This is a genomic window from Chryseobacterium takakiae (genome assembly GCF_900129385.1).
In the GTDB taxonomy this organism is placed as follows: domain Bacteria; phylum Bacteroidota; class Bacteroidia; order Flavobacteriales; family Weeksellaceae; genus Chryseobacterium; species Chryseobacterium takakiae.
In genome coordinates this window covers 32,870-55,385 of the sequence record NZ_FQVO01000016.1, presented here as the reverse complement: position 1 = coordinate 55,385, position 22,516 = coordinate 32,870, and the positions used below count along the sequence as shown (strand labels likewise).

Annotated in this window: 17 protein-coding genes; all 17 read right to left on the bottom strand. The window is 40.5% G+C overall.

All coding sequences use genetic code 11. The annotated features are described in order from the left end of the window. Nucleotides 1-213: 213 nt before the first annotated feature. Nucleotides 214-2,487, bottom strand: coding sequence for a multicopper oxidase family protein (locus BUA76_RS16800; RefSeq protein WP_028069432.1), 2,274 nt, complete (start codon nt 2,485-2,487; stop codon nt 214-216). Nucleotides 2,488-2,500: 13 nt separating this feature from the next. After that, on the bottom strand, nt 2,501-2,866 hold the full coding sequence (locus BUA76_RS16795; protein WP_262484283.1) for a heme-binding domain-containing protein: 366 nt from the start codon (nt 2,864-2,866) through the stop codon (nt 2,501-2,503). Nucleotides 2,867-2,988: 122 nt separating this feature from the next. Then, nucleotides 2,989-3,408 (bottom strand): hypothetical protein, encoded by a 420-nt coding sequence (locus BUA76_RS16790; RefSeq protein ID WP_002993270.1) that lies wholly within the window; start codon nt 3,406-3,408, stop codon nt 2,989-2,991. Between the two features lie 26 nt (nt 3,409-3,434). Then, nucleotides 3,435-3,959: a DUF305 domain-containing protein gene (locus BUA76_RS16785; protein WP_002993268.1), complete on the bottom strand. Its 525-nt coding sequence runs from the start codon at nt 3,957-3,959 to the stop codon at nt 3,435-3,437. An 11-nt stretch (nt 3,960-3,970) separates the two neighbouring features. Next, nucleotides 3,971-4,636, bottom strand: a complete 666-nt coding sequence (locus BUA76_RS16780) for a DUF3347 domain-containing protein (protein ID WP_072885943.1) — start codon at nt 4,634-4,636, stop codon at nt 3,971-3,973. A 6-nt stretch (nt 4,637-4,642) separates the two neighbouring features. Continuing rightward, nucleotides 4,643-6,742 carry a heavy metal translocating P-type ATPase gene (locus BUA76_RS16775; protein ID WP_394332946.1) on the bottom strand — a complete coding sequence of 700 codons (2,100 nt, stop codon included), beginning with the start codon at nt 6,740-6,742 and terminating at the stop codon, nt 4,643-4,645. 35 nt (nt 6,743-6,777) lie between these two features. Beyond that, a complete protein-coding gene (locus tag BUA76_RS16770; RefSeq protein ID WP_072885941.1) occupies nt 6,778-7,308 on the bottom strand; it encodes an AAA family ATPase in 531 nt (176 codons plus the stop codon). A gap of 18 nt (nt 7,309-7,326) precedes the next feature. Further along, complete coding sequence (locus tag BUA76_RS16765; RefSeq protein ID WP_072885940.1) at nt 7,327-7,632, bottom strand: phosphoribosylpyrophosphate synthetase; 306 nt, start codon at nt 7,630-7,632, stop codon at nt 7,327-7,329. Nucleotides 7,633-7,646: 14 nt separating this feature from the next. Then, complete coding sequence (locus tag BUA76_RS16760; protein ID WP_034735069.1) at nt 7,647-8,522, bottom strand: DUF3347 domain-containing protein; 876 nt, start codon at nt 8,520-8,522, stop codon at nt 7,647-7,649. A 709-nt stretch (nt 8,523-9,231) separates the two neighbouring features. After that, nucleotides 9,232-9,453, bottom strand: a complete 222-nt coding sequence (locus tag BUA76_RS16750) for a heavy-metal-associated domain-containing protein (protein ID WP_002981097.1) — start codon at nt 9,451-9,453, stop codon at nt 9,232-9,234. A 99-nt stretch (nt 9,454-9,552) separates the two neighbouring features. Further along, entirely contained in the window at nt 9,553-11,964 is a 2,412-nt protein-coding gene (locus tag BUA76_RS16745) for a heavy metal translocating P-type ATPase (protein ID WP_072885939.1), read from the bottom strand. An 88-nt stretch (nt 11,965-12,052) separates the two neighbouring features. Then, nucleotides 12,053-12,616 (bottom strand): helix-turn-helix domain-containing protein, encoded by a 564-nt coding sequence (locus BUA76_RS16740; RefSeq protein WP_072885938.1) that lies wholly within the window; start codon nt 12,614-12,616, stop codon nt 12,053-12,055. A gap of 113 nt (nt 12,617-12,729) precedes the next feature. Then, nucleotides 12,730-13,554, bottom strand: a complete 825-nt coding sequence (locus BUA76_RS16735) for an RteC domain-containing protein (protein ID WP_072885937.1) — start codon at nt 13,552-13,554, stop codon at nt 12,730-12,732. 361 nt (nt 13,555-13,915) lie between these two features. Continuing rightward, entirely contained in the window at nt 13,916-16,048 is a 2,133-nt protein-coding gene (locus BUA76_RS16730) for a heavy metal translocating P-type ATPase (protein WP_072885936.1), read from the bottom strand. Beyond that, entirely contained in the window at nt 16,045-16,644 is a 600-nt protein-coding gene (locus BUA76_RS16725; protein WP_072885935.1) for a methyltransferase family protein, read from the bottom strand. The genes BUA76_RS16730 and BUA76_RS16725 overlap by 4 nt, the downstream gene beginning before the upstream one ends. Before the next feature lie 14 nt (nt 16,645-16,658). After that, on the bottom strand, nt 16,659-17,951 hold the full coding sequence (locus tag BUA76_RS16720) for an efflux RND transporter periplasmic adaptor subunit (protein ID WP_072885934.1): 1,293 nt from the start codon (nt 17,949-17,951) through the stop codon (nt 16,659-16,661). A 6-nt stretch (nt 17,952-17,957) separates the two neighbouring features. After that, nucleotides 17,958-22,325, bottom strand: coding sequence for a CusA/CzcA family heavy metal efflux RND transporter (locus BUA76_RS16715; protein ID WP_072885933.1), 4,368 nt, complete (start codon nt 22,323-22,325; stop codon nt 17,958-17,960). Nucleotides 22,326-22,516 lie beyond the last annotated feature (191 nt).

Genomic DNA, 22,516 nt, shown 5'->3' with positions numbered 1-22,516 from the left:
CACTGTTCGTATTAGCTTATGATGCAATTACTGCTTAAAAAAATTCAACCTCTACCGTATTGATGATGGAACGATAGATAGATTTTTGTTGCATACTTTAAAGGGTTGTAGTATGATGCAGGTTAGTCTTTGCGAATTACACCTGCATCACCTCCTTTTTTTTACCGATATTTTTTTACGGTTATGCAGTTTACAACCCTTAGTTATTTAATTTTAATAAGTCAATGCCAGCCCCACACCAAAGCCCATATCGCTATCATAGTGGGTACGTATACCTATATTCTTATTAATGATATACCTAAGTTCTCCCATATACTCTAAGTCGGTATTCACCATAAAACCACCTCTTAGTCTTTTTGAAATTGGTATATCTTCACGCATTAACTGCAATCTCACAATTCCATCATGATATACTTCTGCCTGAAAATTGACCAGCATAGGTAACGTATACATAAACCCTAAACTGAACGCCCTGCGGGTGTCTTTCTTGTTGGTTTGTCCAAATATGTTCTTTTCGTGTTCATCTTCTCCCATTTTACGGTAGCGGTAATCAAAACCTACAAAGGGCATGAACCATTGCATCTTTCCAATGTATCTACCTAAATGGGTTTCTACTTCATAACCGTGCATACTATTATAGCCTAAACGCCATTCTGTTCCTAATTGGTAGCGTGCATTCATTAGCATAGCTTCTCCATCATTACCATTGGTTGCAAAATCGTTTTGTGCCATAAAATGAGGCATATTACTTTCTCTTTGCAATTCTTTATAGGCTTTTGCCTTGTCGGGTAGATAGGGGTTATTGTAGTCTCCAACTTCAAAGACCCTGTTCATTCCCGCCATCATGTGATATAATATATGGCAATGAAAGAACCAATCACCTTCCTCATTTGCTAAAAACTCAATGGTATCTGTTTCCATAGGCATGATATCCAACACATTTTTAAGCGGCGATTTTTCGCCTTTTCCGTTTATCACCCTGAAATCAAATCCGTGAAGATGCATTGGATGCCGCATCATTGAATTATTATAAATGGTAATCCGTAGAATTTCTCCTTTTTTTACAGGTATTTTGTCAGTTTCCGAAAGTATTTTATTATCCATGCTCCATACATAGCGGTTCATGTTGCCAGTAAGTGTGAATTTCAACTCTTTTACAGGCGCATCATTTGGAAGAGAGGTGTTATAAGGTGATTGCAACATAGCATAATTTAATGTTTTGATGTCTCCCAAGGCATTAGCGTTGTAACGGTTAGCGTCGTTATCCATATCCATACCCTCATGCTTACTGTGGTCTGCTTTTTTTGTTGCATCTCCGGTAATTTCGGGATACATCACTACATTCATGTCCATTTGGTTAAGGCTCATCTTCATGCCCATATCGTCCAAATCGCCATTCATTTTCATCATATCGTTCATCATCTTCATCCCCTCGAAATACTTCAATCGTGGGAGTGGAGAAATAAGCTGTTTGACCCCATCACCTATAAAGTAACTCGCAGATTGTGTCCTGTCTTCGGTTGTTGCTAAGAACTCGTAAGCCAAACCATCTTGAGGGATAGTCACTACAATATCGTAAGTTTCAGAAACGGCAATGATTAACCTGTCCACCTCTACAGGCTCAACATCATTCCCATCATTCGCTACTACTGTAATTTTTCCTCCAGCATACCGTAGCCAGAAATATGAAGACGCCCCTCCATTGGAAACACGCAATCTGACTTTGTCGCCTGCTTTTAGCTTTTTACCATCAATTGTTTTCAAATCGGTGCTATGGCTACCATTTATTAGGATTTTATCATAGTAAACGTCACTGACATCCATCGCCAGCATCCGCTTCCACTCGTTTTTTACCTTTACCCCTAATTTTCCCTCCTTAATAGCTTCAACATATGATTGTGTTGCGCCTTTCTTAATGGCCGCCCAATCATTTGCATTGTGTAGCATACGGTTGATATTATCGGGGTTAAGATTTGTCCACTCACTTAATATAATTGGAACGGTCGGCAAATCGTCAATTCCTTTTCTGAATGTCTTATCATCGCTTCTTTTCTTCATGATAAAACTTCCGTACATGCCAATCTGCTCCTGCAATCCTGAGTGGGAATGGTACCAGTGCGTACCATGCTGGATAATCGGAAAACGGTAGGTGTAGGTTGTGCCCGGTGCGATGGGTTTTTGTGTAAGCCAGGGCACACCGTCTTCTTTATTGGGCAGGAACACACCATGCCAGTGAAGTGATGTGCTTTCTTTCAATTGGTTGTGCACCACTATTTCGGCAGTGTCGCCCTCGGTAAAGGTAAGGGTGGGCATGGGGATTTGCCCGTTTACGGCAATTGCCCTTTTTTGCTTACCTGCATAGTTGACAAGCGTATCTTTTACATACAGCTCGTAATGCACCACTCTCTGTGCAAACAGCGTTTGCGTGCAAAGCAGTATCAGCACTGTTTGCAAAATTCTTATAGGTATTTTATTATATCTGTTCATGATTTGAAAAATTTTATTTAATGCTGTCTTCCATTGTGCTAAACCACGCTATCAAAACCTGCTTATCCTCCGGTGACAATACTGCATTGCGATGAATTAGTGTGTATGATGACAACGGCATTTCCCCGTCCTTAACCTGCCCGGCCATAGCCCTGAACTTGTTTCGCTGCCTGCGGACAGAATAGTCGCCAAATTCGCTAAAGTTGAGTTCCTCTTTCCCCTTTTTTATATGCTCTGCCATGTACCATGCGCCGGGCTGGATACGGCTGTACCACGGATAATGGGTATTGTTGCTATGGCAGTCATAACAGGACTGAACAAGGATAGCCTTTACATTTTGGGGTACGGTGTACACCCTTTCGATATGGGTGGCTGGCACTTCAACCGCCTGGTTCCGTAAGGGCTGAAAGAACTGTATGGCAATCAGGACGACAGCCAGCCCCAATATGATTTTCTTCTTTATGGTCATAATTATTTTATTGTGGCTTCATCTTTTTGTGTCTACTGTTTTTTCACATACTTGGCATAATTCTCCTTGTTTTCAAAATAAGAAACTTCACCGTTATTTCCTGTCACAGCAATCACCGCATTAGCTTTGTCTACCTGCTTATGGGAATAGGGGTCTATCGCCATCCGCACGGTCGCATCTTTTGGAATACGTTCCTTACACATTTCGCAACATCCGTAATAGGTTTTACCATCAAATTTTACGTCAAACTGCCTTTTGCCCATATAGGCATCGTTGACCATGCAGACTTCATCCGATGGAACCAATTCACCTATTTGGGTAGTATGTCCGTTGCTTTCCGGAGTTGCCTGCGAATGCTGCTGTTCCGCTTCATCCTTATTTGACCCCGCCTGACCGCAAGCGGTGAATAGCAGGGTTAATAAGGAAATAAAGCCAATTATTATTTTGTTCATGTCCAAACTTGTTTTTTTAAATTTTATTATTTACTTTCTTCAAACTCTTTTAGCTTGCGCTTCATTAGTTCAATTTCTTCCGCTTGGGTTTTAAGTATATTTTTTTGCAGCTCTATCAGTTCCGGGTCGGTCAGGTGTGCCTTTTCGGACATCAATATGGCTGCTGCGTGATGGGGTATCATACCCTTTGCAAACTGCTTGTCCCCGACATTGATTTGTTCCCTGATACCAAACCATGAAAAGATGCCAACAGCAACCGAGATGATGGCTATCGCCCAATTCATCTTCCTGTTGGGGTACATTACTTTCATTATCGCTAATTCGATAAGCAGCATTGCCGAAGTCATCAGCAGGGTCATGTACAAATTGTTGATATTGGGTATCAGGTTCTGCCACCCGTCAATCATGGCGTACATGATAAAATACATCACTGCGAACATGGCTACAGCCATCACCGCAAAGCGTTTGTACATGGCCGAAGCATGTTTTGTATTGTGCGTGCCATGCTCCGAGGAATGACCCGCATGGTGACTGTTTTGCATATTTTCCATAACCCTGAATTTTATTTGCTGTTAATTGTTTTTCCCACCTTACCGCAGGTCAGCATTTTAGAACCGTAGTAAGGGTTTTTGATTTCCTTGTTTTCGCTGAACCAAACAGCACCCTTACCGTCATTGAACATCGGGCAATGGTCCTGATACAATGTTTGCGATGTACCGAACAAATCAATCAGGTCTTTCAAATCTTCGCCAAGCGAGGCCAAATGTTCCCGCTGGTGGTGGATGTTGCCGACATTTTCCCCGATATGTTCTGCGTGTTCTTTAGCATCGTCCGCTATGTCCATGTACTTTTTGTGCTTATCGGCAGGAACGGCTTTCATGTCCACTTTATTCAGGGTAGCTAACAGCTTTTTCCCTGAACTGGCGGCAGCTTTGTCATCGTCCGAAATAAGGGCGTTCTTTAAGGACAGATAATCGGTAACTATGGGCGCAATAGAAAAGTTTTTTGCTTCTTCTTTTCCTGTTGCTTTTGCTTCCTGACCGCTCGGAGTTTCACTCACAACGGGCGCAGCTACCGTATCATCCTCTTTTGGTTGGGAAGCTGACTGTTCTTGTGATACAACAGCAGTATCACTTGAAGACTGCTCGTTTTTGTTGGATGCCTGATTGCATGATACTGTTACAAATGCCATGATAACAGCAATGATTGATAATGTTAGATTTTTCATTTTTATTTATTTTTTGATTTTTAAAAAACTTGCGTTAATAGCCACTACAATGGTGCTTACACTCATCAGCACAGCACCCATAGCGGGACTTAAAACAAAATTCGGATAGAGTACGCCTGCCGCAAGCGGTATTGCCACCACGTTGTAGCCAACCGCCCATATCAGGTTCTGTACCATCTTTTTGTAGGTAAGTTTGCCGAAGTCAATCAGTTTGACCACATCCCTCGGGTCGCTGTCTACCAATATGATATCCGCTGTTTCGGCAGCCACGTCCGTACCGGAACCCACGGCAATGCCCACATCTGCCTGTGCCAGTGCAGGTGCATCATTTACACCATCACCAGTCATTGCTACGATTTCGCCTTTTGCCTGAAACTCCTTTACTTTCTCCTGCTTGTTGTGCGGAAGCACATTAGCCAAATACCCGTCCATACCCAATTTTCCGGCTACGGCAGCAGCAATCCTGTCGTTGTCCCCGGTGAGCAGAAAGGACTTGATGCCCATTTTTTTGAGTTCCTCAATCGCCTGTGCCGACCCCTCACGGATGCTGTCTGCCAAAGTAATGATGCCGATTACCCGGTCATCAATGAGGACAAAGTTGACCGTTTCGGCTTCCTGATTGATTTCGCTTGGTATTTCCGGCAGGGAAAGGTGGTTTTCGGTGAAATAATTCGGGCCGCCAGCTACGACATTTTTCCCGTTCACAACACCTTTAACACCTATGCCCTGCATATAGCTGAAGTTTTCAGACTTCCATAAGGCAAGGCTCTTTTCTTTCAATGTAGCCATAATGCCTTTGGCGATATGGTGTTCCGAATTTTGCTGTACTGCGGCAGCATACTGGATAACCTCATCGGCATTATATTCGTCTGTTAACGGTATAACCTTTTCTACGGCATGGGAACCTTTGGTGAGCGTTCCGGTCTTATCAAAAATGACGGTGGAAAGTTTTCGGGTGGTTTCAAATGCCGTACGGTTGCGGATGAGCAGGCCATTGGTCGCCGAAAGCGTTGTGGAAATGGCGACTACCAACGGGATAGCCACGCCCAATGCGTGCGGGCAGGCCGTTACCATTACCGTCACCATTCTTTCAAGCGCAAAGGCAATATCTCCACTGCTTGCATACCAATAGGCAAATGTGCCTATGCCCACGGCAATGGCAATAAAGGTGAGCCATTTGGCAACTTTGTCCGCAAGGTTCTGTGTATTGGACTTAGTAGCCTGCGCTTCCTGCACAAGATTGATAACCCTGTTCAGGTAGCTGTCTTTTCCAACGGCTGTTACCTTAACTTTCAGCGCACCATCACCATTGATAGAGCCTGCGATGACCTTTCCGTCCTTTTCCTTTTTTACGGGGACACTTTCTCCGGTAAGCATACTTTCGTTGATATACGAAAGCCCCTCCAGTACCAATCCATCGGCTGGAATTTTTTCTCCCGGTTTTATGATAGCCGTTTCACCGCTTTGCAGGTCTTCGAGCTTTATCTTTACGGCTTCTCCGCCACGTTCCACGGTAACATCGTTGGGCAGCAAAGCCACCAATGACTGTAATGCCCGTGAAGCAGCCATTTGGGAACGCATTTCCATCCAATGCCCTAAGAGCATGATGTCAATGAGGGTTGCCAGTTCCCAAAAGAAGTCCATGCCCTGCAAGCCAAATACAACGGCTACTGAATAGACATAGGCTACGGATATGGCGATGGCAACAAGTGTCATCATCCCTATGGCTTTGGCTTTCACCTCGCCAATCATTCCCTTTAGGAACGGCAAGCCTCCATAGCTATAAATCACCGTACCCAATGCCAGCAGCACATATTTATCTCCATTGAAAGCAAGGGAGAAAACCAACCATTGCTGTATCATGTGCGACAGGAGCAAGATAGGGATTGTAATTACAAGGCTTATCCAAAAACGTGTGAGGAAATCGCCTGTATGATGTCCCTCATGTTTATTAAAGTTTTCATCAGCATGGCCATGTTGAGAATGCCCGGAATGCCCATGTTCTGATGTGTGTTCATGAGAAACTGACGCACCGCCAACGGGAACCAATGCCATGCCACAGAGCGGGCATTTGCCCGGTTCGTCTTTTAGCACCTGTGGGTGCATAGGACACGTGTATTTATTCATAATCGCATAAAATATTATAGATTGTTAAGAATGAACTGAACCCTTTCTTCCGGTGGCAGCACAGGCACGTGTACAATCGGAAAAGACAGGGATTTATAAACTTCGATTATAAGAGAATGTATATGGCGTTGTTCACTTTCATTTTCGGTTCTCGCATAATCCTTTACAAGCGGGAGCCTGTCAAGTATAAATACTTTCTTATAATCAACATGCGCTAAAGCAGCATTCAGCAGGGCATCCGGTTCAAGCCCTAAAAAACGATAGTAGGCAAGGGCATCGGGTATAGCCCTATCCAAAAATACCGCTTCCTCCGGGTCGAGCTTTGCTTCCTGTTCAATCTGCATTTTCAGTACGCCTTGTTGAAATTCCAGCTTATTTTCCCTGATTTCCGCTACGGTCTTTCCGCCGATGCTCATCGTTTCTATGTAATGCCGGGCATGTTCTATGGCTGTATTATATCCTTTTTCAGCCAAGAGGTTCACAACCGTAGTTTTACCTGTTGATGGGCCTCCCGTAATGACATACCAATTTGTCCTGTTCTTCATAACAAGGGGTTTTAAAAGTTATGTTGCACTTAATTTTTTTGCCATCTCATGGGTCATTTCTTCGGCATAAGCACCATAGGCATCAACAAGTACGCCTTTATTCTTACCATCATTGGACGATATGGCATAAATCACGGCATTGTTATCAGGACTGCTGTCGAGGCTTTCAAACCTATGGGTTTCCGTAACCGTAAAATCCTCCGGTTTTAGTTTCAGGCTCCTTGACGCACAGAACAGGCAGTCCGGCAACAGACTAAAGTCCATACTGTATCCACGCTGTCTTAGGTCTTTAAGCGCCTGCACCATGTCATTGTACTGTACCATAGCTTTCAGACCTGTTATTTAATGGTTTCGACCGTACTGCCGCAGGTAAGCATCTGTGAGCCGTAATATGGGTTTTTAACAGCATTCTCTTTACTTAGCCAATTGGCTCCCTTACCTCCGTTGTACATAGGGCAGTGCTGGTAATAAACGGGAGTATCCTGTTTAGACACTTTGGCCAGTGTGTAGATGCTTCCCGAAAGTGCCGCAAAAGCACTTCTTTGTTTTGCAACATCTTTTGATTTTGAAATGCTTTCCGCATTGGCCGTCAAGTCCTGCATCACTTTCATCCAAGCCGTATGTTCCTCTGCCGATAGCTTATTCATATCGACTGCTTTAAGGGATGCAGCCAATTCAGCGGCTTTGGCAGATGCGGTCGCCGCATCGGTTTTTATCAAAGCATCTTTCACTGAAAAGTAGTTGTCAAATACAGCCTTTAGCTGTGATTGGTTTTGGGCTGCATCTTTGTTAGCTGCCATTTGGCTATGGTCGTGATTGCCATGTCCGGCATTCATGTCCATTCCCGCCTCCTTGTTTTTGGCAACCGTCTTCACTGGTCTATCATACTGGCAGCAACCAGCCAGTTTAGCATATACGTCATCCGGCGCACGGAACTTCTCACTGTCATAACCAGCCAAAGCGATACGTTTCAGGATTTCATCCTGATTTGTTTTGTCGCCGTCATAGGTGAGCGTAGCCATCTTGGTATCTTTGTTCCAGTCAACACTGGCTACCTTTTTTACGTTACCTGCTTTTTCGATGGTGGTTTTGCATATACCACAATTGCCGTAAATCTTTACGGTTTCTGTTTTCGCATTCTTGATTTGTGCGAAGCCGTTTATTGATGATAGTAATACGGCGATTACCATCACTATTTTTGATAATGATTTCATAATAATTACATTTTGAGAAACGGGGGATTGATAAACCCATTTCTGTTTTAAATTTTGAATAAATGATACAAATAGGGGATTTGCAAAAGCCGGAACAGCTTCTGACAGGACACACCTATGGCTATCAGGCCATAGTTTTAGCTTATTTTAGGCGGTAGCCAAATGGAGAAAAAGCCCGAAGAATAGTAGGCTTCTTTAAAACCGAATTTGTGCTTTTTAGCCGCTGCTAAGTGATTTTTTGCCTTTAATTCGATTATGGTTGGGACATTTAGGGAAGTGGTTGAAGCACCGCACCTGCAAGAGCTGTGTGAACAACCGCCCCCGCATTTGTCACTTTTGCATTTTTTACAGGATTTGCTCTTGCAACCTTTTTTATGTTCTGATTTTTTGGATTTCTCCTTTGAGCAGGAAGACTGCTCGGTCTTTGTTGAATTTTTGGAACAGGCATAGCTCTGACTTGGCATCATAAAGAAAACCAAACAGAACAATGTCAAAATGCCTATATGTATTCTATAATTTTTCAACGCAACAAAGTTACAAATTAGATTGGTTTTTTATATAGTTTTACGTTTTTTTTGCTATATGGAAAAATAATGCCATATACGCAATAACCTATCGCCTTTTTTCAGAATTGATAAAATGCCCTTTTTCATCAACCCAACCTCATGGAAATTCGGTCGGAAAAAGGGCATTTCAAAAAGTTGCTGGCTTAGGCATCCAAAGGTTCTATTTTGAAGCCTGCCTTTTGCACGGTCGATATTACTTCCTGCTCGGTAATGCCCTCGGACTTCACGGTAAGTACCTTGTCCTTGTTGGCCGTGTCCACTTCCCAATGGCAGATGCCCTCTGCCTTGTCCAAGTGCGGCTTTACAGATGCGATACAACCGCCGCAATTGATGTTCGTCTTGAATTGAAATTGTTTATTTTCCATTGTTTACAAATTTTAGAGTTATCTGATAATGCAAATTTCCGTACTATTCAGTTAGTTATTGTTGTGTAATTTCTTGTTTGATTTGTGAGATTTACTGTTTTATTTCTTCCACTTCAACCGCAGGCTGTTACTGACCACGCTCACGCTGCTCAATGCCATTGCCGCACCCGCAATCATCGGGTTGAGCAGGAAGCCGTTAACAGGGTAAAGGATGCCTGCCGCTACCGGAATGCCGATTACGTTGTAGATAAACGCCCAGAACAGGTTTTGCTTGATGGTGGCTACGGTCTGTTTGGACAAGCGTATTGCCTGCGGTATCTTGGTCAGGTCGGACGAAATGATGGTCATCTTGGCTACGTCCATTGCGATGTCGCTGCCTTTGCCCATTGCGATACTTACATCGGCTGTTGCCAATGCGGTGCTGTCGTTGATACCATCGCCCACCATTGCCACTACCTTTCCTTTACTTTGCAGTTCTTTCACAAAGTCGGCTTTGTGCTGTGGCAAAACTTCGGCTTTGTAATGCTTGATGCCTGTCTGCTCCGCAATGGCTTTAGCGGTAGCTTCATTATCTCCGGTCAGCATATACAGGTCAATGCCCATTTCCTGCATTTCCCGGATAGCCTGCACCGATGTTTCCTTAATCTTATCGGCGATAGCGATTACAGCAAGAGCCTTTTTGCTGTTTGCAAACCAGATAACGGTTTTAGACTGTTTGCCCCATTCTTCGGCCTGGTCTTGTAATTCTCCGGCAATGGCAATGTTGTTTTCTGCCAATAGCTTTTTGTTGCCTACATAATAGGTTTCGTTGTCATGGTCTGCTTTTGCGCCTTTGCCCGTAATGCTGTCGAACATGGATAAAGAGGTGGTCGCTACATCGCCAAGATGCTTCACTACGGCTTCTGCCAATGGATGCTCGGATTGCTTTTCGATGCTCAAAAGGATTTCTTTTGCAGTGTCCTCATTGTTCAGCCATTTAATGCCCGTTACCTGTGGTCTTCCCTCGGTGATGGTTCCGGTTTTGTCCAAAACGATGGCATTTACTTTTTTGGCCAGTTCCAAACTTTCGGCATCCTTTATCAAAATGCCATTTTCAGCACCTTTACCAACGCCTACCATAATAGCGGTGGGTGTCGCTAAGCCTAAAGCACAGGGGCAGGCAATGACCAATACCGTAACGGCTGCCAACAGACCTTGAACAACCCCGTTTTCGCCTCCCAAAATCAACCATAGCGTAAATGTCAGGATGGCAATACCTATCACTGTGGGAACAAAGATGCCCGCAATCCTATCGACCAGTTTCTGTACGGGTGCTTTGCTTCCCTGTGCATCCTGCACCCTTTTGATGATGTGGGCAAGCATGGTTTCTTTGCCCACTTTTACCGCCCTGAACCGGAAGCTGCCTTTTTGGTTAATCGTTCCTGCAAATACTTTTTCTTTTTCTTTTTTCAATACAGGTACAGGCTCACCGCTTAACATGCTTTCGTCCACATACGAATTGCCCGATATGACCATGCCGTCTACCGCAATCTTTTCACCGGGCTTTACGAGTATCACATCGCCTGCGCTTACGTCTTCGATAGCGGTCTGCTTTTCCGTTCCGTCCGCCTGTACCACGATGACCGTTTTTGGCTGCAAGCCCATCAGCTTCTTAATGGCTGAAGAGGTGTTGCCTTTGGCTCTTTCTTCCAGCAGTTTTCCCAAGAGGATGAATGCGATAATAACGGCAGCCGCTTCAAAATATACGTGAGCATGCAGTCCCCGTTGATGCCAAAAGTCGGCAAACAGCATATTGAAAACACTGAACAGGTACGCAATACCTGTACTCAATGCCACCAGCGTATCCATATTGGCGGAACGGTGCTTTGCCTGCTTCCAAGCGTTTACAAAAAAATCCCTGCCCAACCATATTACAACGGGCGTGGAAAAGAGCCACATTATCGGGTCTGCATAGGGCATATCCATAAAGAACATTCCTATGATTACCACGGGCAGGGAAAGGATAATTGCCCAAATGGTCTTGTTTTTCAAGGTTCGGAATTTCTTTTCGTGGATGGCTTCGAGCGTTTCCTGCTGCTTGGTTTCGTCTTCAATCAATAGGTCGTAACCTACTCCCTGAACCGCTTTTTGCAGGGTGGAGGCATCGGTCATATTGGGCAGATATTCCACGGTAAGATTGCCCGTTGCAAAGTTCACGGAAGCATTAACTACTCCCGGTTGGTATTTCACAATGCTTTCGGCACTGCCCGCACAGGATGCACAGGTCATGCCCAATACCGGAAAAGCACTTTTAACCGTAGGAACTCCGTAACCTAAATCTTTAATTGCCTTAACAGCCTCGCCTACGGTTTCATTGCTAACTACAGTAATCGCTGCCCTTCGGTTGTTCAGCTCTACTTTATGGGTTTCTACGCCTTTTACCTGTGCCAATCCCTTTTCAACGATTAATGCACAGTGTTCGCTTTCTACATCCTCCAATGGAATGTATATATTTTCTCTGTTTGTCGCCATATTTGCCTGCTTTAATTTACAATACAAAATTGGCTATTATATTTATGGGTACTGTTGTGAAATTTTGGATTTGATTTGTAAGATTTACTTACACTTTATCCAACGGTTTTCTTTTATCCTCTTTAATCTGTTTGAAATGGCTTGGTGTTAGCCCGGTAACTTTTTTAAACTGGTTACTCAAATATGCCACGCTCGAATAATTTAGGCGGTTCGCAATCTCACTTAATGACAACTCATCATACACCAACAATTCTTTGACTTTCTCCACCTTTTGGGCGATAAAGTATTTTTCAATGGTTGTACCCTCTACCTCTGAAAACAGATTGGACAGGTAATTGTAATCGTGATGCAATTTGTCACTCAATACATCGGAAAGGTTGGTTTTTACATCACTATCCTGATGGTGTACCAGGTCAATGATAATGTTCTTTATCTTTTCTATTATCCTGCCTTTTTTATCGTCAATTACTTCAAATCCTAATGGCTCTAAAGTTTTGGACAAATTCTCTTTTTCCAGAGATGTTATTTCTTTGGAAAGAATAACTTCGCCCAGTTTTATATTTTTAGCATCTAATCCCAGTTTTTCCAATTCGTTTTGTACCACCATAATGCAGCGGTTGCAAACCATATTTTTTATAAAGAGTGTGTTCATATTTATTCACTGCCTGCATTGTATTTAATATAAAAGCAATAAACAAATTTACGATTTAAGTTTAATTACTCTGACTTCTTGCCAAGAGGAATAAAGCCTGTGTACATATATACTTACTGTTTTTCATCTTGTTCGTCCATTTTCTTTATCAGTGCTTCACATAGATTGTCAAGGAATTTCGTTCGGTTTATTTTGCGGGCTTTCAGTTCCATAAACGTGTGATAGAAATCACCTAATTCAATATTAAAGGCATCTTCAAATGCTTTAGCAATCAATTTTATGTCTGTATTCCCATTGTTAAATACACTTTGGGAATATAGTGCATAAATAAGTTCCGTCAGTGCTGTTTTGCTTGCCGTCCATTTCAACGAATTTTCTGAAGTCTTTTTTAGATTAAGGTTATTCAACTTGTCTTCCAAATAAACCTGTATCAGATCATTGGCAATTATCTTGGCAACCTTATAATCGTGCGAAGTAGAAAAAGTATGGTCTGCCTCAAAATAAAAGGTATCTAACCATAGCCTTATATCGTGTTTTCCCCGTACAAATATTTTTTCATCCACAAAAGAATTAGTGCTTCGGTAATACTTATAAAAATCAAGGTTGTTATCAAAGAACCTTTTTAGCTTTTTCAGTTCTTTGATAAAATATTTCCTGATGCGCTTATTCCCATACGGTCTTCTCGTTTCTATTTTATAAATGGCGTTGTAGTAGATGAGCTTTGAAACAATAACAGGTTTCTGATATTTGAAAAAGCGGATTTCTTCATTAGTATTCTTAAATCCTTTTTTCAAAACGTATTCCTTTAATTCCGAAAGGCATTCGAGAATAAGGTGTATGGCAGCTTCAATACGTTGTAAGGAGCAATCGACTTCAACCTCCAATTCGCTAATTTCTAATTCCAGTTTAGAGAGTGTTTCTTTGTAGAATTTGTCCATTCCTTATCTTAAATCTATTAAAAAAAATAATTGAGAAGCCTAAATACTGTAATATTTGAAAAGAATTTACATTTTCAGGCTTCTCTTTTGAAACTTTGGTTTTTGCTTGATAACTTATAATTCCACTTTTAGTGATAGTGATAGATATAATAGTGTCTAATTTTTATGTATATCAAAGCAATAAGGCACACAGCTAAAAATATCCCAAAAAGTATCATAAAGAGCGAAGGTTTTTTCGACTTCAACAAATTACCATTTGAGGGTTTAGAAGCTTTGTATCTTTTGTACGGAGGTACTTTTTGATAACTTTTGCCTTTCCTATGCATTGTTAGTTTTATTCATTATTAGAATAAGCTTAATTCTAAAATTTCATCCTCTGTATTCTTACAGCATTCAAAATTGCCAATAATGCTACACCTACATCTGCAAAAACAGCTTCCCACATTGTGGCTAAACCACCTGCTCCTAAAACGAGAACGACAGCTTTTACACCAAATGCTAAAATGATATTCTGCCAAACTATTTTCTTGGTTTGCTTTCCGATATTGATTGCCATTGGGATTTTACTTGGTTTATCATCCTGAATTACAACATCTGCAGTTTCAATAGTGGCATCGCTTCCTAAACCACCCATTGCAATTCCTACATCGCTCAAAGCTACTACAGGCGCATCATTCACGCCATCGCCAACAAATGCTACGGTTTCGTTTTTGGCTTTGATTTCTTTTACTTTATTTACTTTGTCTTCCGGCAATAAATCGCCAAAGGCATTATTAATTCCTAATTTATCGGCAACAAATTTTACCACGGTGCTTTTATCTCCGCTCAACATTGTAGTTTTTACGCCTAATTCTTTTAGTTTGTCAATTGTAATCTGTGCATCTTCTTTAATACTGTCGGCAATGGTAATGTAGCCTGCAAATTTTCCATCGTAAGCAATGGCGATTAAAGTGTAAACAATCGTACTTGGGTCTAAATCATAACTGATATTGAACTTGTCCATCAATTTGAAATTACCTACCAATAATTCTTTTCCGTTTACGTTGGCTTTTAAACCGTGACCTGCTATTTCTTCTGTGTTTTCTAATTTTAGGGAATTGTCAATTTCTCCTACATATTGATGAATGGCTGTGGCAACAGGATGTGTACTTTGACTTTCTAAGGCATTTACCAATTTCAGAATTTCGTCTTTATTTAATTCAGGTTTCAAATTAACTTCCTGTACTTTGAAAACGCCTTCGGTCATTGTTCCGGTTTTATCCATCACAACATTCTGAATACCTGCAATCACATCTAAAAAGTTACTTCCTTTGAATAAAATCCCATTTTTTGAAGCGGCACCAATTCCACCAAAATACCCTAAAGGAATACTGATAACCAAAGCACACGGACAAGAAATAACCAAAAACACTAATGCTCTGTATAACCATTGACTGAACAAATAATTATCAACAAAAAAGTAAGGAACAACAGTAATAAGCACTGCTAATAACACAACAATTGGTGTATAGATTTTTGCGAATTTTCTGATGAATAACTCTGTTGGTGCTTTTTGTGCAGTAGCATTCTGAACCAATTCCAAAATCTTTGAAAGCTTGCTATCGGTATATGCCGTGGTTACTTTTACCTGTGCAACTGTGTTTAAATTTATCATTCCTGCTAAAACAGTTTCGCCTTTGGTTTTGGTGTCGGGTTTGCTTTCGCCAGTTAATGCTGCGGTGTTGAATGCTGCCGTTTCGGATAATAATTCGCCATCTAATCCTAATTTCTCTCCGGGTTTTAATTGAATGATATTGCCGATGCTTACAGTTGCTGCTTTTACAGTTTTAGGTTGGTTATTTTCTAAAATCGTTACTTCATCGGGTCTTTGGTCGAGCAGGGTTTTAATGTTGGCTTTGGCTCTTGTTACGGCTAATGTTTGGAACACTTCGCCAACGGCGTAAAACAGCATAACGGCAACACCTTCGGGATATTCGCCAATGGCGAAAGCTCCGATAGTGGCAATGCTCATCAATAAAAACTCTGAAAATACATCGCTTTTGCGGATGCTCTCAAATGCTTCTTTAATTACAGGAAATCCAACAGGTAAATAGGCTATTGCATACCAAATAATTCTTACCCAACCTGTAAACCAGGATTGCGGTAGCCAATTATCAAAAGCAATAGCAATCATCAATAGCACGAATGAAATGATTGCAGGCAAGAACATTTGAAGGGTGGACTTATTTTCATCGTGGCTATGGTCGTGTCCATCATCGTCTGAATGTTCGTTGCTGTGGTCGTGGTCTAATTCTTCTTTGAACCTTGTACCGTGAAAATGACCATCGCCTTTGAAGTGGCGCTCTCTTGTTTTTTCTTCAATAACGGGTAAGGCTTTGGCACCTTCCTGCTGCACCAATTTTTCATCGGCTTTTTCATTTATTTTTGCTTCCTGCGGCGAACAGCAAATTTGCTTGCCGTGGGCATCGTAGATATGTTTATGTTCTGTACTCATAATAATCTTCTTGTTTTAGATTGATAGGATTTGTATTGCTCACCGTGTTGCTTTTTCAGAAATTCTTCTTCTAACCTTATTTGTATGTGTATAACAATATAGGTAGTAAGCAAAATGCAAAAGGAAACGGCATTGGGAATGACAAGAAATAATCCTGCCACACAAATAATCATTCCCAAAAAAATAGGATTTCTGCTAATAGAAAACAGCCCTTTGGTTACTAAATCCGTTTTGTTTTGCTCATCAATACCAATGCGCCAACTATTGCTCATTTGCACTTGCGCAATGATTATCCATATTAAAGAAATGTGGATTAGAATTAGTCCGACAAAATGAATATTTAGATTTTGTAAATAAGGTATAGGGATAGTAAATTGATAAATATTCCCAAAGCTGTACATTAGTATTACAACAAACAATGCGGCTAACAATACTTTCATCACATTGCTAATATAGTTATGTGCATTGGGTTCTTTTCCAAAAGTAATTGGGTTAATACCCGTGCTTTTGTATGTACGGTATGAGGGTATTACAAATGCAAAAAGCAATACAAGAGCATAGAAAATGGGCAGGTAATATCTTAGAAAATCATTCATAATTTATACAATTTTTAGTGTCCGTGTTCTCCTTCTCCTGCATTAACGATTTTAGCCATAACGAAAAAAGCATTCTTAGTTACGATTTTTGCACCCTGTGGAATTTCCTTTAATGCAGTAATTTGTGTATAACCCATATCAGATACGCCTTTCAGCACTTCTACCTTTTCAAAATTCTTAGCAGTTTTATCTTCTTTATGGTCTTTTTCTTCGCCCTCTTTGTGGTCGCCTTCTTTTTCGCCTTCTTCGTGATGGGCTTCTGCTTCTTTATTGGTTTGTACAAAAATGTAGTATTTGCCATCGGCATTTACAATCGCATCAGTTGGTACAGCAGGCGTTGTTACATTATTAAGGCTTACAATTCCTGTGATATTCATTCCATCAATTAAACCACTTTTATTACCATTTACACGACAATGAACGGCGATGGTTTTGCTCTCGTTTTCAAAGGATGAACCAATGCTGAAAACTGTAGCATCATACTCAGCAGTAGGATTATTGGTTAAAGTAAAATGAATAGTTTGTCCAACTTTTACCTGTGGTAAATCTTTTTCAAACACCTGTAAATCTAAATGCAATGAACTGTTATCTACAATTTCGATAACCGGCGAAGAAACATCTACATAACTTCCAATTTTGGCAAAAACGTTGCTAACCGTACCATTCAGCGGACTGGTTACGACCAATGCGGATTTTAAATTTCCGTTTGATACCGAACCTGGATTGATGCCCATTAATTGTATCTGCTGTTGCAAGGAAGCTCTGCGGGTTCTTAAACTGCTTAATTCGGCAGTAGCACTTTGCAGATTTTTCTTTGCACCTGCATTGCCTTCATTCAGTTCTTTTTGCCTTGCTAATTCCTGTTCTGCAAACGTAATTCTGCTTGCTGTACTCAAATATTCTTCCTGCAATTGGATGAACTGCGGATTGGCAATGGTTGCAATAACCTGACCTTTTCTTACATAATCTCCAATTTGAACTTTCAGTGTTCTTATCACACCGCCATACAAAGAAGTGGCGTTGGCTTTATTGTTATTGGGAACTTTCAGATTTCCGTTTGCTTTGATGGTTGCTGTTAATTCCTTGTGTTCAATGGTGCCTAATTGTATGCCTACCGTTTTTATTTGTTCTTCGGTAAGTGTGGCAATGGTTGGCGTTTCTTCCTCGTGTGGTGCTTCTTCTTTTCCTGCAGTTTTGGTTTCGGCAGATTTATCTTCTGCTTTCTTATCATTTTTACAGGCAGAAAAAGCAAATAGTAAAACAGCTATGGCTGTCATCAACGTGATTTTTTTTATATTGAATTTCATTTGTACTTATTGATTGATGAATGAATAAATATTGATTACAGATTGGTTGACCTGCTGAATACTTTTGAGGTAATTCAACTGAATATCGGTTGCGGTTTGCAAGGCAAAAAGATATTCTACATAACCGATGTCGCCTGTTTTGTAACCTAATTGTGCTGCTGAAACAATTTCTTTAGCATTAGGCAAAGCTTCTTGCTGAAAATAATTGAACTGCTTCATATCCTGCTGGTATTGCAACAAAGCATTTTGCATTTGCGTTGCCAACGTTCTCTGTTGCTGTTGTGCATTGGCTTCGGCTGCTTGCTTTCTATAATCCAAAGATTTTATTCTGGCTTTGGTAGCACCGTAAGTAATGGGAATTGCAATGCCGATGTTTACAGAATTAAACCGGTTTCCGCCATTGAAAAACTTCTCAGCTCCATTCACATTTTGAAAACCAATTAAAGACTGATTGACATACCCAATCGTAAAATCGGGTAAACCTTGTGCCCGTTCTACTTTTTTGGTTTTTTCCGCAATAACTGCTTCCTCATACAAAGATTGAATAGCAGGATGATTGGCTACTGCATCATTATCCAACAAATTTGAAATTTGTAAAGGCTGAAAATTTCCATTTCCTGATATGGTAAAATCTTCTTTCGTATTCATCAATGTTTTCAGATTGGCAACGGCATTATTTAAGAAAACTTCATTTTGTTTTAATAACAAATTGATTTCGCCTTTCTTGGCTTCTGCCGTACTGATGTCCACTTTTTTGGTATCGCCCGTTTTGTAACGAAGCTTTGCAATGCCTATGAAATTGTTGTACAAACTGTCTAATTCCTGTAGTTGTTTTTGATTGTGTTGCAAGTACAAAATTTGATAATAATAAGTACGTACTTGGTTTTTTAATTCTAAAACACTCAAGTTCTTCTGCAATTCTTTACCTTTAATTTCAGCATTAATCAACTCCTTTTTTGCTCCGAATAATGACGGAAAAGGAATGGTTTGTGACACCTGAAAAGACTGGTCGAATTTGGTGCTGTTGTATTGTCCCAACTGTGCATTAATATCCAACTTAGGTAATTCTCCGGCTGTTTTTTTCAACGCTTTGCTGGCATCAATTTCTAAATCTGAAGCTTTAATGGCTTGATTATTTTGAAGCGCAATATTTATCGCATCATCAACACTTGATAAATGCTGTGTTTGTGCATTTGCTGTAAAGCCTGTTAATGACAGAAGCAATACAATGATAGTTGCAATAGGTTTCACTTTGGGTTTTCTTTTTAAATTAATTTTTGAATTGAAAATGATGTAGAGTAAAGGCAGAACGAACAGCGTAAGGAAAGTTGCCGTAACCAAACCACCGATTACTACGGTTGCTAAAGGTTTTTGAACTTCTGCACCTGCACTGCTACTTAGTGCCATCGGTAAAAATCCTAAGCTCGCAACGGTTGCCGTCATCAATACAGGTCGAAGTCTTATTTTTGTTCCTTCGATTACTCGTTTGAAAACATCTTTTATTCCTTCTTTTTCCAATTGGTTGAAAGTGCCTATCAATACAATTCCGTTAAGAACGGCTACACCAAACAAGGCGATAAAACCAATTCCTGCACTGATGCTGAAAGGCATTCCACGAAGCATTAAAGCCAATACGCCACCAATGGCGCTCATCGGAATTGCGGTAAATATTAAACCTGCTTGCTTAAAGGAACGGAACGTGAAATAGAGCAACACAAAAATTAATAACAAGGAAATAGGAACGGCTATCATTAATCTATTGCTGGCTTCTTTCAGATTTTCAAACTGACCGCCGTAAGTGAAATAATAACCTGGTGGTAATTTTACCTGTGCATTTAATTTTTGTTGAATTTCTTCAACCACACTTTGCACATCTCTGCCTGCAACGTTGAACCCGATTACAATTCTTCTTTTTCCTGCTTCACGACTTATTTGCGCCGGACCTAATTTATAATCAATCGTAGCAACTTGTGATAACGGAATTTGATTGCCTGTGGAAGTTGGTATCATTAAATTATTTACATCTTCAATACTGCTTCTGTGAATACTATCTAACCGAACCACCAAATCAAATCTTCTTTCATTTTCGAAAACCACACCTGCACTTTTCCCTGCAAAGGCGGTACTTACAACGTTGTTTACGTCTTCTACATTAATGCCGTAATTGGCTAAACGAGTACGGTCATATTCTACATTAATTTGTGGTAATCCGCTTACACGTTCTACTTGTGGAGCTGTAGCACCTTCTACGGTTTGAATAACTTTGCTTACTTTATCGGCATTCAACGCCAATGTATCTAAATTTTCTCCGAATATTTTTACTGCCACATCTTGTCGAATGCCTGTCATCAATTCATTGAAACGCATTTGTATCGGTTGGTTTTTTTCAAAAAATACTCCAGGTATTGCTTCTAATTTTTCATTAATGGCATCTGCTAATTCATCGTAAGTTCTGCCACTTTTCCATTCGCTTTGAGGTTTCAGCAAAATCATCATATCGGTTGCCTCGGGTGGCATTGGGTCGGTGGGTACTTCTGCTGCTCCTGTTTTACCGACCACCATTTTTACTTCATCAAATTCTTTAATAATTCTTGAAGCTTGCATTGATGTTTCGATACTTTGGCTTAATGAACTTCCTTGTGGTAAAATGCAGTGAAAGGCAAAATCGCCTTCCTGCAATTGTGGTATAAATTCGCCACCCATTCTGCCAAATAGAAATAGTGTAAAAGCAAATACAGCAACGGTTATGCCCACTAACCAATATTTTATTTTGATGGCTTTTTCTAATAAAGGCTGATACATTTTTTGCAACCAATTCATCATTTTATCTGAAATGGTTTCTTTGTGCATCGGCTTTTTAGATAAAAACAAAGCACACATCATCGGAATATAAGTAAGGGATAAAATCAATGCGCCAAATATTGCAAAACCTACTGTTTGCGCCATAGGACGGAACATTTTTCCTTCAACACCTACCAACGTCAAGATAGGAATGTAAACGATTAAGATAATGATTTCGCCAAAAGCTGCACTGCTACGGATTTTAGAAGCGGATGTAAAAACTTCGTTATCCATTTCCAATTGTGTAAGTTTTTGCTTAGATTTTCTTAAACCCAAATGATGCAAAGTGGCTTCTACAATAATTACCGCACCATCTACAATTAAACCAAAATCTATCGCACCCAAACTCATTAAATTGGCACTCACGCCAAAGACATTCATCAAGGCTAAAGCAAATAGCATCGCTAAAGGAATAGCGGAAGCGACAATCAATCCCGCTCTGAAATTTCCCAAGAAAATAACCAATACAAAGATGACAATCAATGCACCCTCTATCAGGTTTTTTTCTACGGTACTCATTGCTCTGCCTACTAAATCGGTGCGGTCTAAATAAGGTTCAATGATAATATCATCGGGTAAAGATTTTTGAATAACGGGTAGTTTTTCTTTGATACGATTGACAACCTCGTTACTGTTTTCGCCTTTCAGCATCATTACCACACCGCCCACTGCATCTACTTCGCCGTTATAAGTCATTGCGCCATATCTTACCGCACTTCCAAATCTTACATCGGCTACATCTTTAATAAAAATAGGAATACTGCCACCGTCATTTTTTACACTGATATTTTTTACATCATCTAAAGAAGTAACCAAGCCAATTCCACGAATGAAATAAGCATTTGGTTTTTTATCAATGTAGGCACCGCCTGTATTTTGATTGTTTTTTTCTAATGCCGTAAAAATATCAGTAACACTTACACCCATTGCTCTAAGGCGGTTCGGGTTCACGGCTACTTCATATTGTTTCAGCTTGCCACCGAAGCTATTGACTTCGGCAATTCCTGGTGTTCCGTACAATTGTCGGGCTACAATCCAATCCTGCATTGTGCGCAATTCTTTGGCATCGTATTTTTTCTCGCTTCCTTTTTTGGGATGGATGATGTATTGATACACTTCGCCCAAACCTGTACTTACGGGAGCCAGTTCCGGCGTACCAATTCCTTTCGGGATTTTCTCTTCGGCTTCTTTTAATTTTTCATTGATTAATTGCCGGGCAAAATAAATATCTACATTGTCTTTAAATACAACCGTAATTACCGACAAACCAAACCTCGAAATGCTCCGTGTTTCTTCTAAATCTGGAATATTGGCAATACTTTGTTCAATAGGAAAAGTTACTAATTGTTCTACTTCTTGCCCCGCCAATGTGGGACAAACCGTAATTATTTGTACCTGATTATTAGTAATATCGGGTACGGCATCAATGGGTAATTTTGTGGCGCTCCACACTCCCCAAATAATGAGCAACAAGGTCATTATACCAACGACAAGCTTGTTCTTGATACTGAATTTTATAATGTTATCTAACACGTATTTCTGTTTAATATTTTACAAAAAATATACTTGCCACTTGTGGTAAGCAGCCAACAGATTTATGAATGTCTATGGAATGGAAAACGTACTATTTGCCTATTATCACAAAAGCAAAAGCTTTATGGATTTATCTGAAACAAACAGGAAAACTTAAATGGATTGCACATATCATTATAAAATGAATGACA

Excerpts from the sequence above, each read along its gene's own strand:
- BUA76_RS16800 (WP_028069432.1), bottom strand. The coding sequence starts at position 2,487 with ATGAACAGATATAATAAAATACCTATAAGAATTTTGCAAACAGTGCTG.
- BUA76_RS16790 (WP_002993270.1), bottom strand. The coding sequence starts at position 3,408 with ATGAACAAAATAATAATTGGCTTTATTTCCTTATTAACCCTGCTATTC.
- BUA76_RS16785 (WP_002993268.1), bottom strand. The coding sequence starts at position 3,959 with ATGGAAAATATGCAAAACAGTCACCATGCGGGTCATTCCTCGGAGCAT.
- BUA76_RS16780 (WP_072885943.1), bottom strand. The coding sequence starts at position 4,636 with ATGAAAAATCTAACATTATCAATCATTGCTGTTATCATGGCATTTGTA.
- BUA76_RS16775 (WP_394332946.1), bottom strand. The coding sequence starts at position 6,742 with ATGCACCCACAGGTGCTAAAAGACGAACCGGGCAAATGCCCGCTCTGT.
- BUA76_RS16770 (WP_072885941.1), bottom strand. The coding sequence starts at position 7,308 with ATGAAGAACAGGACAAATTGGTATGTCATTACGGGAGGCCCATCAACA.
- BUA76_RS16765 (WP_072885940.1), bottom strand. The coding sequence starts at position 7,632 with ATGGTACAGTACAATGACATGGTGCAGGCGCTTAAAGACCTAAGACAG.
- BUA76_RS16760 (WP_034735069.1), bottom strand. The coding sequence starts at position 8,522 with ATGAAATCATTATCAAAAATAGTGATGGTAATCGCCGTATTACTATCA.
- BUA76_RS16750 (WP_002981097.1), bottom strand. The coding sequence starts at position 9,453 with ATGGAAAATAAACAATTTCAATTCAAGACGAACATCAATTGCGGCGGT.
- BUA76_RS16745 (WP_072885939.1), bottom strand. The coding sequence starts at position 11,964 with ATGGCGACAAACAGAGAAAATATATACATTCCATTGGAGGATGTAGAA.
- BUA76_RS16740 (WP_072885938.1), bottom strand. The coding sequence starts at position 12,616 with ATGAACACACTCTTTATAAAAAATATGGTTTGCAACCGCTGCATTATG.
- BUA76_RS16735 (WP_072885937.1), bottom strand. The coding sequence starts at position 13,554 with ATGGACAAATTCTACAAAGAAACACTCTCTAAACTGGAATTAGAAATT.
- BUA76_RS16730 (WP_072885936.1), bottom strand. The coding sequence starts at position 16,048 with ATGAGTACAGAACATAAACATATCTACGATGCCCACGGCAAGCAAATT.
- BUA76_RS16725 (WP_072885935.1), bottom strand. The coding sequence starts at position 16,644 with ATGAATGATTTTCTAAGATATTACCTGCCCATTTTCTATGCTCTTGTA.
- BUA76_RS16720 (WP_072885934.1), bottom strand. The coding sequence starts at position 17,951 with ATGAAATTCAATATAAAAAAAATCACGTTGATGACAGCCATAGCTGTT.